Source organism: Stenotrophomonas sp. GSD10 (assembly GCF_056172695.1).
On the sequence record NZ_JAOCMC010000002.1, the window covers coordinates 1,176,228 to 1,191,418 of the forward strand.

At 61.9% G+C, this 15,191-nt stretch carries 13 protein-coding genes and 3 tRNA genes; 13 read left to right on the forward strand and 3 right to left on the reverse strand.

The features are described 5' to 3' along the window. The first annotated feature begins 3 nt into the window (after nucleotides 1-3). The 4 genes from N4G47_RS05585 (at nucleotide 4) to N4G47_RS05600 (ending at nucleotide 5,651) form a co-directional block, all read left to right on the forward strand. Nucleotides 4-492, forward strand: coding sequence for a pilus assembly PilX family protein (locus tag N4G47_RS05585; protein ID WP_309333733.1), 489 nt, complete (start codon nucleotides 4-6; stop codon nucleotides 490-492). Continuing rightward, the gene (locus N4G47_RS05590; RefSeq protein WP_475285727.1) at nucleotides 489-5,069 is read left to right on the forward strand and encodes a pilus assembly protein; all 4,581 of its coding nucleotides are present in this window, start codon (nucleotides 489-491) and stop codon (nucleotides 5,067-5,069) included. Before N4G47_RS05585 ends, N4G47_RS05590 begins: the two co-directional genes overlap by 4 nt. Before the next feature lie 23 nt (nucleotides 5,070-5,092). Further along, nucleotides 5,093-5,506, forward strand: coding sequence for a type IV pilin protein (locus N4G47_RS05595; RefSeq protein ID WP_309333735.1), 414 nt, complete (start codon nucleotides 5,093-5,095; stop codon nucleotides 5,504-5,506). A gap of 68 nt (nucleotides 5,507-5,574) precedes the next feature. Next, nucleotides 5,575-5,651 (forward strand) — tRNA-Asn (locus N4G47_RS05600). Nucleotides 5,652-5,702: 51 nt separating this feature from the next. Here the strand turns inward: N4G47_RS05600 and N4G47_RS05605 are convergent. Beyond that, nucleotides 5,703-6,233, reverse strand: a complete 531-nt coding sequence (locus N4G47_RS05605; protein WP_475285729.1) for a GspH/FimT family pseudopilin — start codon at nucleotides 6,231-6,233, stop codon at nucleotides 5,703-5,705. A gap of 128 nt (nucleotides 6,234-6,361) precedes the next feature. On the opposite strand from N4G47_RS05605, the gene uvrB reads away from it, so the two are divergent. The 8 genes from uvrB to N4G47_RS05645 all read left to right on the forward strand — a co-directional run bounded on the left by uvrB (nucleotide 6,362) and on the right by N4G47_RS05645 (nucleotide 13,882). Beyond that, on the forward strand, nucleotides 6,362-8,386 hold the full coding sequence (uvrB, locus tag N4G47_RS05610) for an excinuclease ABC subunit UvrB (RefSeq protein WP_249844487.1): 2,025 nt from the start codon (nucleotides 6,362-6,364) through the stop codon (nucleotides 8,384-8,386). A 106-nt stretch (nucleotides 8,387-8,492) separates the two neighbouring features. Further along, a tRNA-Val gene (locus N4G47_RS05615) sits at nucleotides 8,493-8,567 on the forward strand. Between the two features lie 97 nt (nucleotides 8,568-8,664). Next, nucleotides 8,665-8,739: transfer RNA gene (locus N4G47_RS05620), tRNA-Val, on the forward strand. A 270-nt stretch (nucleotides 8,740-9,009) separates the two neighbouring features. Next, nucleotides 9,010-9,891 carry a DUF6531 domain-containing protein gene (locus N4G47_RS05625; RefSeq protein ID WP_475285731.1) on the forward strand — a complete coding sequence of 294 codons (882 nt, stop codon included), beginning with the start codon at nucleotides 9,010-9,012 and terminating at the stop codon, nucleotides 9,889-9,891. After that, the gene (locus N4G47_RS05630; protein ID WP_475285733.1) at nucleotides 9,888-11,375 is read left to right on the forward strand and encodes an RHS repeat domain-containing protein; all 1,488 of its coding nucleotides are present in this window, start codon (nucleotides 9,888-9,890) and stop codon (nucleotides 11,373-11,375) included. The genes N4G47_RS05625 and N4G47_RS05630 overlap by 4 nt, the downstream gene beginning before the upstream one ends. 35 nt (nucleotides 11,376-11,410) lie before the next feature. Then, entirely contained in the window at nucleotides 11,411-12,658 is a 1,248-nt protein-coding gene (locus N4G47_RS05635) for a hypothetical protein (RefSeq protein ID WP_475285735.1), read from the forward strand. After that, the gene (locus tag N4G47_RS05640) at nucleotides 12,655-13,209 is read left to right on the forward strand and encodes an RHS repeat-associated core domain-containing protein (RefSeq protein WP_475285737.1); all 555 of its coding nucleotides are present in this window, start codon (nucleotides 12,655-12,657) and stop codon (nucleotides 13,207-13,209) included. The genes N4G47_RS05635 and N4G47_RS05640 overlap by 4 nt, the downstream gene beginning before the upstream one ends. 196 nt (nucleotides 13,210-13,405) lie before the next feature. After that, nucleotides 13,406-13,882, forward strand: coding sequence for a hypothetical protein (locus N4G47_RS05645; protein WP_475285739.1), 477 nt, complete (start codon nucleotides 13,406-13,408; stop codon nucleotides 13,880-13,882). A 195-nt stretch (nucleotides 13,883-14,077) separates the two neighbouring features. Here N4G47_RS05645 and N4G47_RS05650 read toward each other — a convergent pair whose 3' ends face one another. Continuing rightward, nucleotides 14,078-14,398, reverse strand: a complete 321-nt coding sequence (locus tag N4G47_RS05650; RefSeq protein WP_475285741.1) for a hypothetical protein — start codon at nucleotides 14,396-14,398, stop codon at nucleotides 14,078-14,080. Nucleotides 14,399-14,596: 198 nt separating this feature from the next. On the opposite strand from N4G47_RS05650, the gene N4G47_RS05655 reads away from it, so the two are divergent. Continuing rightward, the gene (locus tag N4G47_RS05655) at nucleotides 14,597-14,737 is read left to right on the forward strand and encodes a hypothetical protein (RefSeq protein WP_181358754.1); all 141 of its coding nucleotides are present in this window, start codon (nucleotides 14,597-14,599) and stop codon (nucleotides 14,735-14,737) included. Nucleotides 14,738-14,785: 48 nt separating this feature from the next. On the opposite strand, the gene N4G47_RS05660 is transcribed toward N4G47_RS05655, so the two are convergent. After that, nucleotides 14,786-15,070, reverse strand: a complete 285-nt coding sequence (locus tag N4G47_RS05660; protein ID WP_249844485.1) for a hypothetical protein — start codon at nucleotides 15,068-15,070, stop codon at nucleotides 14,786-14,788. Nucleotides 15,071-15,191: the final 121 nt, after the last annotated feature.

A 15,191-nucleotide genomic window follows, 5' to 3' on the forward strand; every position in this document is an offset into this window, starting at 1 on the left:
GCCATGCACCCGCGCCCACGCATTCCTTCCTTCGCATCGCCCCGCCAGCAGCGTGGCGCGGTGTTGTATGTCGCCCTGATCATGTTGATCCTGCTGGCACTGATCGGCATTGCCGGCATGCAGGTCACCGGCATGCAGGAGCGGATGGCGGCCAACTACCTGCGCTCCAATCAGGCCTTCCAGAATGCCGAATCCAGTGCGCGTGCGCAGGAAGCGGTGATCCAGGCCGCGATCGGCAGCGGCAACATCTACGAAGCCAACCAGGAAGAATGCAGCCCGGTATTCGATCCGGCGACCTGGGCCGACGGCAAGACCACGGCCACTGCGATCAACACCCGGCGCCTGGACAAGTGCGTGACGCGCGGGCCGATCAAGGTCGGCGTCCCCAAGAACGAAGAAACCGAGAACATCTACCAGATCACCGTGTTGGCCAGTGACGACCCGGCCAATCCTTCTTCCAGCGCCGTCATCGACACGATCTACATTCCATGAACACTCCGCGCCGCTTTTCCCGCATCGTCTCGACACCCTGGCTGCGCCGGGGCGCGGCTGTGGCCGTGCTGGCCGGCGTCGGGGCCCTGATGTATCCACTGTTCGCTGCGCTCGGTGACTACGACATCGCGCAGGAACCGCTGTACAGCAAGAAGACGCAGCCGCCGCTGATGATGATGGTGATGTCGCGCGACGAGCAGCTGTTCAACAAGGCCTACAGCGATTACAGCGACCTGGACGAGGACGGCACGCTCGATACCACCTACCAGGACAAGTTCGACTACTCGGGTTATTTCGACTCCAACCTCTGCTACACCTACAGCAGTGGTCAGTTCAAGGCCAGCGCGCAGGCCACCGGTACCCTGAAGCACACCTGCGGCGGTACCTGGTCGGGCAACTTCCTGAACTGGGCGACGATGAGCCGCCTGGATGTGATGCGCTACGTGCTGTACGGCGGCCATCGCATCACCGATTCCAACAGCAGGACCGTGCTGGAGCGCGCGCAGATCCCCAACGATCTGCATGCCTGGGTGAAGGTCTACAGCGGCAGCGACATCGGCAACTTCACGCCGTACAAGACCACCACCTCGTTCTGCAACGCCACCATCGCCAGCGGTGGTGCGCCGCTGATGCGCGTGGCCAGCGGCAGCTGGAGCGAGTGGGCCTCCACCGCCAGCCGCCAGTGCATCGCTGGGCGCTCCGATGAAGGCAAGGACGACTCGCCGCGTTCGGTCGTGGCCGACCTCAATGTGCGCGTGGAAGTGTGCGCGTCCGGCAGCGGCACATTCCAGGAAGCGTTCTGCCGCAAGTACAACGACGGCGCCAACGACTACCTGAAGCCGGCTGGCCTGCTGCAGTCCTATGGCGAGAGTGGGCGCCTGCGCTTCGGCCTGGTCACCGGAACCTACGCCAATCCGCGCGATGGCGGCGTGGTCCGGCGCAACATCGGCAAGATCGCCGGCAACGGCACCTCGTTCTGCGCGGCCGGTGATGAGATCAATCTGTCCAATGGCCAGTTCTGCAACTCGCTGACCGGTGGCGCCGAAGGCATCATCAATACCATCTCCAACTTCCGCATCGACCAGTGGAACTGGAGCAACAACTGGAACGACTGCAACGCCTACAGCATCCTCAACCGCCAGGGCTTCGGCGGCAACGGCAACCTGACCGATCCGGGCAATGCGTCCAAGACCTGCAGCGCATGGGGCAACCCGCTGGCCGAGATGTATGCCGAAGCGCTGCGCTACATCAAGGGCGAGACCAAGGGCATCTACAGCGCCAGCGGCGACCTGAGTGGCCTGCCCAATGCCGTGTCCTGGAAGGACCCGTACCGTTCGCCGAATGATGGCGGCAACTCCTACTGCGCCACCTGCAACATCCTGGTGATGTCCTCGGGCCTGCCGTCGTTCGACAGCGACAACATCGGCTCGGTCAGTGGACTGCCGACCGCAGCGAGCTCGACCGACGCCATCGGCAATCTGGAGAACATCACCGGCGGCAACTACATGGCCGGTCGCATCGGCCTCACCGAGCGCTATGCCTCGATCAACACGCACGAAGACATCTGCCGGGCGGCCAAGGTGACCGGACTGTCGCTGGTGCGCGGCATCTGCCCGGACGTGCCTTCCACCGAAGGCAGCTATCTGATGGCCGGCCTGGCCAAGTCGGCCGCCGAGAACGACCTGCGCCCACGCGTGCAGGACAAACCGGATTCGTACAAGCTGACCGCGACCACCTATACCGTGGCCATGGCCGAGAGCCTGCCGAAGTTCGAGATCCCGGTGGGCAATGGCAAGATCACCCTGGCGCCGCTGTGCCAGGCCAACAACACCGGTTCGGCGAAGATTTCCAGCACGGGCTGGCGCAGCTGCTTCCTGGGCTCGGTCGGCATCGGCACCAAGGCGTCGACGGTGTCGCCGAACTTCGTCTACGGGCGCACCTATCGCGCCGACGGCAAGGCCGGCAGCTTCTCGCTGGTCTGGGAAGATTCGCTGTGGGGCAACGACCACGACAATGACGTGGTGTCGATGCTCAGCTATTGCGTGGGCGAGACCTGCAACGAGGGTGACAACACCACCTTCCGCAACATCTGCTGGCGCTCCACCAGTGGCGAATGCAACAACAACGCAGTGCGCAACACGGTGGCTGCCGATGAAGTGTTGGTCCGCATCGAGAACCTGTCGGCCTACGCCGGCAACGCGATGCTGACCGGCTACACCATCGTCGGTTCCAATGCCGCCGACAATGTGCAGCGCCTGGTGCTGCGCCCCGGCGACAAGAACGGCTCGGTGTTGACCACCTCCTCGGCGCCGCCTGCGGAATGGACCGGTGCGATCGTGGCCCGCTATCGCCTGGGCAGCGGCCAGGCCGGCCAGCTGGAAAGCCCGTTGTGGTACGCCGCCAAGTACGGCGTGCCGGCAGGCAAGAAGTGGGACAGCAAGGTGGCTGGCGTGCCGGACAACTACTTCCTGGCGCGCAATCCGGCCAAGCTGAAGTCGGCACTGGAGGCGATCTTCGACAGCGCCGCGGCCGGTGAGGCACCGGTGGGCGGCAGCGCGACCGGCGCACGCGTCAATGCGGGCTCCTTCACCGTGTCCGCGCACTATGCCGTGGCGTCCGGCTCCAACGACTGGACCGGTGATCTCATCGCCAGCCAGGTGACGTCCACGGGCGGCATCGGTGCGGAGCTGTGGCGTGCATCGACCCGGATGAGCGCCTCCGGCCGCACCATCGTGATGTCGACCGCACCGACCTATGTGAACAAGTCCAACCAGCTGGTGGCGGCCGCGGCGGCGGATTTCACCGCCGACAACGTGCCCGGCCGTGATCGTGCCGAGAAGCTGGGCAACATGGGCCTGAACACCATCCCCAACTGGTTCGGTTCGCATACCGTGGCCGACCTGGTCAGCTACCTGCGTGGTTCACCGGTCAGTGGCTTCCGCCCGCGCAGCGTGCTGCTGGGCGACATCGTCAACTCCAGCGTGGAGATCGTGTCCACCAAGAACGACTACGGCTATACCTCCTGGAAGGCGCAGGGCGGGGTCGGCTGGAAGACCACGCTGGGCACGCGCTATGAGGCCTATTTGGCTGCCAAGAAGGCCTCCGGCGGCCCGCCATCGATGGCCTACGTCGGCGCCAATGACGGCATGCTGCACGGGTTCAATGCCAGTACCGGCACGGCCGCAGGCACCGAGCAGTTCGCCTTCATTCCCTCGGCGTCGCTGCAGCACATGGCCGAGCTGGCCAACCCGGCCTACGGCCATCGCTACTACGTCGATGGCGGCCTGACCTCGTCCGACGTCTACTACGGCAACGCCTGGCATACCGTGCTGGTGGGTTCGACCGGTGGTGGTGGTGCCAGCCGCGGTCCTTCGGCAACCTCGGTCGGCAATGGTTCGGTGTTCGGGCTGGATATCACCAATCCCACCGGATTCACTTCCAGCAACGTGCTGTGGGAGATTTCCGGCAAGACCGAGTCGGACATGGGCTTCGCCTTCGGCAAGCCGGTGGTGGTGCCGGTGGCCGGCTCCGATCCGGACGGTCCGCCGCGCTTTGTCGCCCTGTTCGGCAATGGCGTCAATTCCAGTACCGGTCGTCCGGTGCTGTACGTGGTCGACATCCAGACCGGCCAGGTGCTCAAGCGCCTGTATCCGACCGGCACCAAGTACGCGATCGCCAACGGCCTCAATCACGTGACCGCGGTGGGCCTGTACAACAGCAGCGGCCTGGCCGACACCGTGTACGGTGGCGACATGCAGGGCAACATCTGGCGCTTCGACCTGCGTGGTGGCGACACCACGGCCTGGAACGTGGGGCTCAGTGGTTCGCCGTTGTTCACCGCCATCCGAAGTGCGGTGGCGCAGCCGATCACCGGTTCGATCGAAGCCTCGGCCGGTCCGGGCGGTGGCGTCAGCCTGTTCTTCGGCACCGGGCGCTACTTCACCGCCGATGACAATGCGGTGACCCGCAATTCGCCGGTGCAGACCCTGTATGGCATCTGGGACAATCTCTCCAGTGCCGTCAGCGGCCGCGATGTGCTGGTGGGCCAGACCGTCAGTTCTGCGGGCGGCGGCTTCCGTGACATCTCCGGCAATCCGGTCGATTACGCGACCCAGCGCGGCTGGTATGTGGATCTGATCGTCGGTACCGACGTCGAAGGCGAGCGATTCTTCGGCTATCCGACGCTGCAGGGCGGCAACGTGATGTTCACCACCTACGTGCCGGGGCAGACGGTCTGTGGCACCGGTGGTGGCGTCAACTGGCGCTACCGGCTGAACATGCTCACCGGCCAGCCGGCCATGAGCGGGTTGACCGATAAGCCCGATGGCGGCAACCCACTGTGTGGCGCGAACTGCGGCGCCGGTGCGTTGACCCGTGGTGGTGACGTCACCAACGGCGCGCCGGTGCTGGGTACCCAGGTCAACAGCACCACGCTGAAGGGGTGCGATGCCAGCGATCCGAAGTGCTCGGTGGATGGCTCGATGGAACGCTGCATCGTGGCGTTCAACAATCCCGGCGCCGATACCGCCTACGGCCAGCGCGCCTGCGGCCGGCAGTCCTGGCGCCAGATCCGCTGACCCTCCTGAACATGAGAATGCCAATGCGCACTCCTGCATCGCGTCGTTCCACCGCCGGCTTCACCCTGATCGAGCTGATGATCACCGTGGCGGTGATCGCCGTGCTCGCGGCCATCGCCCTGCCGTCGTATCAGCGCCATGTGCTGAAGACCAACCGGGCGCTGGCCAAGGCCGATCTGGTGGAGGTCGCACAGCTGCTCGAGCGCTACCACACGGTGCAGAACAGCTATGACGGTTTCTCGCTGCCGTTCGACCAGTCGCCCCGGCAGGGCGCCAAGCGCTACACGCTGTCCCTGAGCGGCAAGGCCACGGCCAGCACCTACACGCTGCAGGCAGTGCCGGAAACCGGCCAGGACAAGGATGTGTGCGGCACGCTGACGCTGGATCAGGCCGGGCGCAAGACCCCGGACAAGAAGACCAATGCGGAGTGCTGGTAAGGCTTGGTCATCGCACGTGAAAAAAGGGCTTGCGCTGGCCGCCAAACGCTGGCTAAAATGCGCACCCCGCCCGAATAGCTCAGCCGGTTAGAGCACTTGACTGTTAATCAGGGGGTCGTTGGTTCGAGTCCAACTTCGGGCGCCAGATTCGAGAAAGCCGCGAGAAATCGCGGCTTTTTTCGTTGTGGCCGGCCGCTCAGCAGGCGGCGGGCTGTCGTGGCCGTTCGCTGCGCACCCGCCCAGGGACATTGATGATCACGCGGCTGTGCTCGTAGCCGTCCACGCACAGCACGATGGACTGGTTGGTGCCGGCGTTGCGGCCATCCGGCCGGAACTGCACCTCGGGACGATGATCGCTGGTGCGCAGCTCGACCCGGTGTTGGCGGCTGGTATGGGTGCGCAGCAGCCGGCCGGGGCCTTCGCCGGCCGTGCGTGGCTCGATCCGGACACGCCAGCCCCGGCTCCAGGCCTGGTCACACTGCTGGCCATCGGACGAGCCACAGACGGACACGCGGCGGCGTTCAGTGATGGCCGTGCTGCGTGCCAGCGACAGGCTGGCGACCAGCTCCCGGCGCAGGCTCTCGGCCTGCAGGTGGCGCAGCGCGCGTTGCCAAGGGCCCCAGGCCAGTGCCAGCGCCACCGCCAGCAGCATGACGATCAGCAGCAGTTCGATCAGCTGGAGGCCACGGGCGGGCCGGGCGGTGGGGGCAGGGAGGCGGCGAGGCATGGGCTCAGCCTCCGCCCGGGCGCGTTCGGCCGCCATCGGCCAACACCGTCCTTGCATGCCGGTAAACCCCTCAGCCTGCCGTCACCCCTTGCCTCGTATACTGACGTTTCCCGGGAACTGGCAACACCATGAGCGACCGTTTTGAACTCGTCTCGCCGTACTCGCCGGCGGGCGATCAGCCCGATGCCATCGCGAAGCTGACCAGCAACTTCGAAGCCGGCATCGCCAAGCAGACCCTGCTCGGCGTGACCGGTTCGGGCAAGACCTACACCATCGCCAACGTCATCCAGAACGTGCAGAAGCCGACGCTGATCATGGCGCCGAACAAGACGCTGGCCGCGCAGCTGTATGGCGAGTTCAAGGCGTTCTTCCCGCACAACGCGGTGGAGTACTTCGTCAGCTACTACGACTACTACCAGCCCGAGGCCTACGTACCGTCGTCGGACACCTTCATCGAGAAGGACAGTTCGATCAACGAGCACATCGAGCAGATGCGGCTGGCGGCGACCAAGACCCTGCTGTCACGCCCGGATGCGATCGTGGTGGCGACGGTGTCGGCGATCTATGGCCTGGGTGCGCCCGAAGACTACCTGTCGCTGCGCCTGATCCTGTCCAAGGGCGAGCGCATCGACCAGCGCGACCTGATCAATCACCTGACCCAGCTGCAGTACACGCGCAACGAATACGAACTGCAGCGCGGTACGTTCCGCGTGCGCGGCGAAGTGATCGACGTGTTCCCGGCCGAATCGGACAGCGAGGCGCTGCGCCTGGAGCTGTTCGATGGCGAGGTCGAGAAGATCACCCTGTTCGACCCGCTCACCGGCGAGACGCTGCGCAACATGCAGCGCTTCACCGTGTACCCGAAGACCCACTATGCAACCACGCGCGAGCGCGTGCTGGCGGCGATCGAGACGATCAAGGTCGAGCTGAAGGAGCGCCTGGAGCAGCTGTACGCGCAGAACAAGCTGGTGGAGGCGCAGCGCCTGGCGCAGCGTACCCAGTACGACATCGAGATGATGGCCGAGGTGGGTTTCTGCAACGGCATCGAGAACTACTCGCGACACCTGACCGGCAAGAATGCCGGCGAGCCGCCGCCGACCCTGTTCGACTACCTGCCGGCCGATGCGTTGCTGGTGATCGACGAATCGCACGTGACCATTCCGCAGATCGGCGCGATGTTCAAGGGCGACCGTTCGCGCAAGGAAACCCTGGTCGAGTTCGGTTTCCGTCTGCCGTCGGCACTGGACAACCGCCCACTGCGCTTCGAGGAGTGGGAGGAGCGCTGCCCGCGCAGCATCTATGTGTCGGCAACGCCAGGGCCGTACGAGTACCGCGAGGCCGGTGACGAGATCACCGAACTGGTGGTGCGCCCGACCGGCCTGATCGATCCGGTGGTGGAGATCCGCCCGGTGGGAACCCAGGTTGACGACCTGATGAGCGAGGCCAACGAACGCATCAAGGCCGGCGACCGCGTGCTGGTCACCACGCTGACCAAGCGCATGGCCGAGAACCTCACCGAGTACCTCACCGAACACGGCATCCGCGTGCGCTACCTGCACTCGGACGTGGACACGGTCGAGCGCGTGGAGATCATCCGCGATCTGCGCCTGGGCAAGTTCGACGTGCTGGTCGGCATCAACCTGTTGCGCGAGGGCCTGGACATGCCGGAAGTGTCGCTGGTGGCGATCCTTGATGCCGACAAGGAGGGCTTCCTGCGCTCCACCGGCTCGCTGATCCAGACCATCGGCCGCGCCGCCCGCAATGTGCGCGGCAAGGCGATCCTGTACGCCGACAAGATCACCCGTTCAATGCAGGCGGCCATCGACGAGACCGACCGCCGCCGTGCCAAGCAGGTCGAGTACAACCAGGAGCACGGCATCGTGCCGCGCTCGGTGGCGCGCCCGATCGTGGACGTGCTGGAGGGGGCCCGCTCGGATGCAGCGGAGAAGGAGGCCAAGAAGGGCAAGGGCAAGGGCAGGGCGGGTGTGGCCGAGGAGGGTGCCGACTATCGTTCACTCAGCCCGGCCCAGCTGGCGGCCCGGCTCAAGGCGCTGGAGCAGCAGATGTACCAGCACGCCAAGGACCTGGAGTTCGAGGACGCCGCACGCGTGCGCGACCAGATCCGGCAGCTGAAGGAGGCCAGCCTCGGCTGAACGCGGCAGTGCAGCATCATCTTCACAAAAGTGTTGCGCTTCACGGCCGGCGTCCGTAATATACGCGGCCTGCACCGACGCAATCGCGGCCTTGCAGATGCAAAACGGGCGGTTAGCTCAGCGGTAGAGCACTACCTTGACATGGTAGGGGTCACAGGTTCGAACCCTGTACCGCCCACCACGAAGTCTCCGGAAGGGGCTGTCGTGAACTGCAAAGCCCGGCCTTGGCGCCGGGTTTTTACGTAGCAAGGCCAGCCTTTGGGCGGCAAGAACAAGATGGGCGGTTAGCTCAGCGGTAGAGCACTACCTTGACATGGTAGGGGTCACAGGTTCGAACCCTGTACCGCCCACCACGACATCCTCGGCGAGGATCGACGTGAACAGAAAACCCGGCCATGGCGCCGGGTTTTTTGCGTTTCGCTCCTGGCCTGTCGCCATCTGCAACGCTTCGCGCTTGGGCATGCCTTCCATATGCGCGATTTACGAACGAGGCTGACGCAACTGTGCGGGAGTCAGAGTTCCAGCCTGCTTCAGGGATCCTTCTCGAATTAATGCAGCTACACTCGGCTTCAGACCGAGAGGGTGGCATAGGGTGCTCGGGTTCGGGCGCTGGTCCCTTATGGATGTTTCAGTCATTCAAGGATGGAGAATGTATGAATCTTAGAATTCTGTGGATTCTTGCTGTACTGGCTGCGTTGACGGCTGGAGGGGAAGTGCGGGCGCAGGAGGATCAGGGCCCATGCCCGATCAACAATAAGGTTTGCAGCCAGGCGCTTGCATCCCAATTGTGTTCGGAGCGTACGGTGGAATACGCAAATTCCACAGGAAATAGCGCCATCACTCCGGGAACCTGTGGGAAAGGTTCAAACTACTTCGTCTGCTATGCGACGATCAGTGGGAATCACAATGCCGGGAGATGTAGCAAGCCAGATGCCTATCACTGGGACAGCTCAGGGCCAAGCGAGGATGACGCGCTCGGCCCTCCTGACTGCAAGTCCAACTGTTTTGGCGACCCCATCAACGCGGGAAACGGCAACAAGTTTGAGCGCCGTGTCGAGTTCCAATCGCCAACGGGACCTTTGACATTCTCCTGGACCTATAACAGTCGCGCTGCCTCCACCGCAGTAAGAGATGGGGACGTCCTGGGAAAAGGAAGGGCGACGCTACTGTCCCAATCATTGGCGATCCTGACTGCCGAAAATCAACAATACGCTGCCATCCGACGCCCTGACGGAAAGCGATTCAAGTTTCTTTCATTCCGTGGCGAGTGGCGTCCCGTCAATGCGCTACAGGCAAGGCTGATTCGCCTCGGGACTGGCGAGTGGCTGCTTGAGGAGAAGGATGGAGAGAAGACTTATTTCAATACGTCGGGACAGCTCGTGGGCGCAGTTGATCCGCAGGGGCGTTCGCTCGCATTTACTCGGAACGCAACTGGTCAAGTCTCGATCATCGAAGACGACCAGGAAGGCAGCTTCGGCTCGTCTATGACGCTGCTGGTCGATTGATTGAGTTGATTGCGCCGGATGGAGGGCGGACGTTATTCGCCTACAGTGTTGATGGGTACTTAGCAAAAACCGAGTATGACGGGGGCGGCTTCTATCAGTATCTGTACGATGAGGCGGGATTCAGTGTTTCGTCCAGGAAGGGTTTGCTGACCGGGACCATCGACGAAACAGGGCAGCGTACGACATCGACGTACTATGACTACATGGGGAAAGCCTATAAGACGATCGAGGGCGCAAATAGCAGGGCGCAGGAGGCAACCTACTCGGTCGATTCTTTAGGCGAAGTTAAGCGGGCGACCATCTCGCATGCAAACGGCAGACAAAGGGCTCTGGAGTTTGGAGTGGTGCGTGAGCGTGTCGTGGTGCTGCGCGAAGTGGAGTCCTGCCTGGGTTGCGTTGATCGCATCAAGGAGTATGTGCATGCGCGCGATGGGGCTGTCATTGGGATTCGACGGAACGACATTCTGACGTCGTTCAAGTACGACGCAAAATCAAGGCTCATCGAAGAAGTCGAGGCGGACGGAACCGCGTCAATGCGAACTACCCGTTCCGGATGGGATGGAGATTCCAATCGATTGAGTTGGCGCTCTGTAATTAATTCGTCTGGGGGCGTCGAGTCCCGCGAGGAGTTTCGCTATGACAGCTACGGAAACCAGGTCGAGCATGCTGTCGGCTTGGCGTCCGACGAGAAGCGAATAACTCGGTCCGGCTATTGTGCCCAGATTGGAGGGGGCTGCCTTTCTCTTAATCAGCTGATCTACATCGACGGTCCGCTGCCAGGTGAGGCGGATCAGATTCAATATGTGCGGTATTCCGAAGATGCCGAGGGATGCTCTTCTGGCGCGGAATGCCCATACCGACGAGGAGACCTATGGAGAGTCGTGGATCCGCTGGGCGTCGTGTCAGAGTATTTGGCCTACGATGGCGCGGGGCGGCCCCTGTCTGTGAAAGATCGGAATGGTGTCGTCACCAGTTACGCCTACACGGCGCGCGGTTGGCTGGCGTCAATCTCGGCATTTGCCAATGGCGGAGCTTCCAGTAGAGTTACTTCGATTGGATACCTCCCAAACGGCCTTGTTCAAGCCGTGGCCACTCCGGGTGAGGGGGCATTGGTCTTTTCGTATGATGCTGCGAAGCAGCTGATCAACGTCAGAAACGAACTCGGCGATGAGATAAGGTACGGTCGGGATGCCGAGGGTAACGTGATTGCAGAAGAGGTTCGCGATCATGCGGGTGTGGTAACGAGGGCGCTGACGAAAGTCATCGATGCATACGGCCAGTTGCGTTCCACAACGTCAGCGTCCGCCAGTCACTTTACCGCCTCCTATGATTCCAATGGGAGAGTGAATTCAGTCGTCGATGCATTGGGCCGGTCGACAGAGATGCATCACGATCCCTTGGGGCGCCTGATCAGTACGGTGCAGGACGTGGGGGGATTGGAGCGACGGTTGCCCAAACGTATGACAGCCTCGGCAATACAGTGAAGGTCGTGGATCCAAAAGCGCTTGAGACGCGATATGTGCGCAATAGCTTCGGCGAAATCGTGAGCCAGTCCAGCCCGGACACTGGTAGAACCGACTTCACCTATGACGTGGCAGGAAATGTAAAGACCCGTACTGATGCTCGCGGGGTAACGGCCAATTACAGCTATGACGCGCTTGGTCGGTTACTGGCGGTTCGGTACGCTGATCCAGCCAACGACGTTGTCCATTCCTACGACGTAGCGCCCGAGTCCTGCTTGGTTGGGGAGCGCTATTCATTGGGGCGGATGAGTAAGATGGTTGATGGGAGCGGGCAGACGAGCTATTGCTACAACGCGTTTGGCGAAGTCGTGCGCAAGGTTCAAGTGGTCAATGGACGCACGCTTCAGGTCCGTTACGAGTACACCTCAGCTGGCAAGCTGGCCTTCGTGGTCTACCCTGACAATACGGTGGTGGACTACATACATAATAACGAGGGGCAGATTGCCGAGGTCGGCGTGACCTTGCCTGGAGAAGGTCGCAAAGTCCTGGTGACTGCTGCCCGCTATCTTCCTTTTGGTCCAAGTAGAGGTTGGATGTATGGAAATGGGCGGAAGTATCGCAAGGAATTTGATCTGGGCTATCGGCCCATAGCAATAGATGACAGTCGGAGCGAGCTTCGATTGACATTCGGTTACAGCGAAGTGGGGGATTTAACTCGGCTGGGCGTTGGTGATGAACAACTTCTGATTGATTACGATGCACTTGGTCGTTTGACATCTTTTCGCGATGCGCCAACGGGAGCTGCTATTGAGGATTACGGTTACGACGCAACCGGAAACCGGCTGACGTTTGACAGTGCCTCTGGCGTGGAGACTTACTCCTACTCGACGGATAGCCACCGGTTGTCGGCGGTGGGCGATGTCGCGCGGACCTACGACACGGCGGGAAACACAGTTAGTGTCGGTGGAGTCGCAAAGGAGTTCGTCTACAATGATCGTGGCCGATTGGCGCAGGTCAAGCTTAATGGCAATGAGGTGCAGCGATACTCTTACAACGGCAATGGTGAGCGTGTTCTGCGTTCGTCGGCAAGTGATTCCGTGATATCGATTTACGGCGAGGGTGGTCAATGGCTGGGGATTTCAATGCACAGGGTGGCATGGTTCAGCAGGTCATCTGGATGGATAGTGATCCGGTTGGTCTGCTGGCCAATGGCCAGCTGCTCTATGTCGAGCCAGATCATCTTGGTAGTCCGCGGTTGGCAGTGGATCCCGTGCGGGATGTGGCGATCTGGCGCTGGGAGATGAGCGGTGAGGCTTTCGGTAGAACTATGCCGAATGAAGATCCGGACGGAGATGGTGTCCTAATCAATCTGGATATGCGCTTTCCCGGGCAGCGCTTCGATTCCGCGACAGGACTCAATTACAATTACCTTCGCGATGGCTATGAGCCGTCGATTGGGCGATATACGCAAAGCGATCCTGTTGGGCTAATGGCTGGCGTTGGCACCTACGCATATGTGAGCGGATCACCTCTGATGTGGTTCGACATGTACGGATTACTGCAATGGACGACTAATCCGATTGTGTGGAATCCGACGCTGGTGCCGGGACTTCAGACTCGCACATTTCCCGGCGATGGTGTGTCTACGGTCACTGCAAGCAGCCTTGCCAGAACTACACTGGATTGGTCGATTTCGTCAGCATGCACGTGTTCTGCGGGTGGCTACTCTTTGGATGAGTTCAAAATCAGCTTTACCCCGGTTGTGTTCCTTAGGGGCGCTATGAGAATTCTGATCAAAGGCGCGATTCTCGGCGTGCTGAGATGGATCATGTCCGAGACTTCAATGGATGGATAGGCGGTGCAAGATCTTCGGCTCAGGCGCTGGAGGATTCGATGAAGGGTCAAAGCTTTGCAAGTGCTGCCGAGTGCGAGAATGCGGCGCGACAAGCCATGCAGCAACTTCTTCAGTCAGGCGCCAGAGAAACAGCAATCGATTCGCACATCAGGTGGGATGCGAGTGGGCGGCACACACAGATAATTCCGAGGCCGTGATGAAGATTGCCAACTTGGTTGTAATTTCCATCTTTATGCTGGTTTGTATGTCTGCTACGGCGCATTCGCGTTGTCTAGGTTCCGTTTCGGTTGAGTACAGGGGGATTCATCGATTGAAGGTTTGGGGTCGGGAAAGCCCATTCGGTTCATTTGCCGTGTCGAATACTGCAGGCAGGGAATTGAAGCTGCCTCTCGATAGTACGTATGAACCGGTTATTGTTCATGGGCGGTATATCGAGGTTCAAAGTAGGCCGGTTTCATCCAGCAGTCCTTGGGAGTTGGATGCGGTTGTTCTTGAAGAGTTCTTGCCGCCGCGCAAGTGGATGGTCATTGCACCTGGCGATGGTGCAATGATCTTCGTGGATATGGCAGGCGTATCGAGTGCTGGCGAACGAAGCCGTTCTCGCGAGTACCGCGTCGCGTTGAAAGATGTCATTGGCTGTCAATATTTATCGCAACCATTCCGCGTTGACTGAGCGGACAGGCGGCATCGAAGTACCGCATTGCGGTGCTTCGTATGGCATCACCAGGAGACGTGCCAAGAAACTGCTTCTTCTGTGACCGAGGCGATCGTGCGGCGCGCCTCGGCTCCTTGAGTGGGTCGACGAACTGAATCAGGACCAGGTGTTTTGGTCCGGGTATCGCCTCAGAAGGGAGGTGTGGGCATCAGTTCAGTGCGATGTACTAGTCGGTGCAATGCCAAGCGCCCGCTTCAGTTGCCAGTGTCCATCGACACGGTCCCATAGTTGCACCACCCACACCTCAGTTGCCGGTCGCGTTCGGCCATCGGCCAGCGCCTGCGGTAGCGGCTGGTGGATCAACTGCAGTACCCGGTCCTGGCGTAGGTGGTACAGCTGCATGCTGCTGACGTCCCCGGCGCGGAGCGTGTTGGAGGATGTGGGGCCGCGTGCCTGGGCGTGCAGAATCTGTTGACGCACTGCCACTTCGGCGGGCCCGCCGTGGTCGCCGAACAGGCCGGTGAACAGCAGCATCAGGGCAAGCATCGGCATGGCACGCTGCTCCAGCGGGAAAGTGCACGCAGGCTGGCACGCCGCCGCCAGGGCCGCAGCCGGCCTGCGACGAACAGCGGGATTGCGCCGCCAAAGCCAGCCAGGTTGCGATGAATCCGGGCCGGGCAGGCGTAGACTTGCCGCTACCGCGCAATCGCGGTCATCACAAGGAGCAGCTGCATGAGCGATCACGTTCCGGTTTCCAGGCCCAACCCGCTGTTCGAACTGCTGTTCGGCGGCAACATGCTGCAAGGCACGTTCAAGGCCGTGATCTGGGTGGCGCTGTTGTCGGCGGTGCTGGCCTGGAGCACGCTGCGCTGACGACGGCCACCTGCGCTCAACGCCCCGCCCTGCGGGGTGTCTGCGGGGTCAGGCGCTGAAGGCCTGGCGCAGGCTGTGCAGGGTGGCCTGGCGATGTTCCTTCGCGCTGGCCTCGCCCATCTCCAGCTCCTGCAGGCGCAAGCCGACCAGGGTCATCGACAGCGCGTAGCCGCGTGCCGCATCGGCGGCGCGCGACAGGCCCAGGGCGCGGCGGGCCAGCGCATTCACGTGCTCAAGATCGGGCATCAGGCCCAGGTAGGCACGCTCGGCGCTGTCCAGGTCGGGTGCACGCAGGATTGCGTGCGCTTCGCTGGTGGGGGAGACGGAGGCCATGGGGGTGTCCTTGTCCGTGGGAGACCACTGTGCGGGGATGGCTGTGCATGGTGCAGGCGCAACATTGTCAGAACATTGCGCCAGCGAGGTCGCCTGCGATCGGCGCAAAACTGCGGCGCCA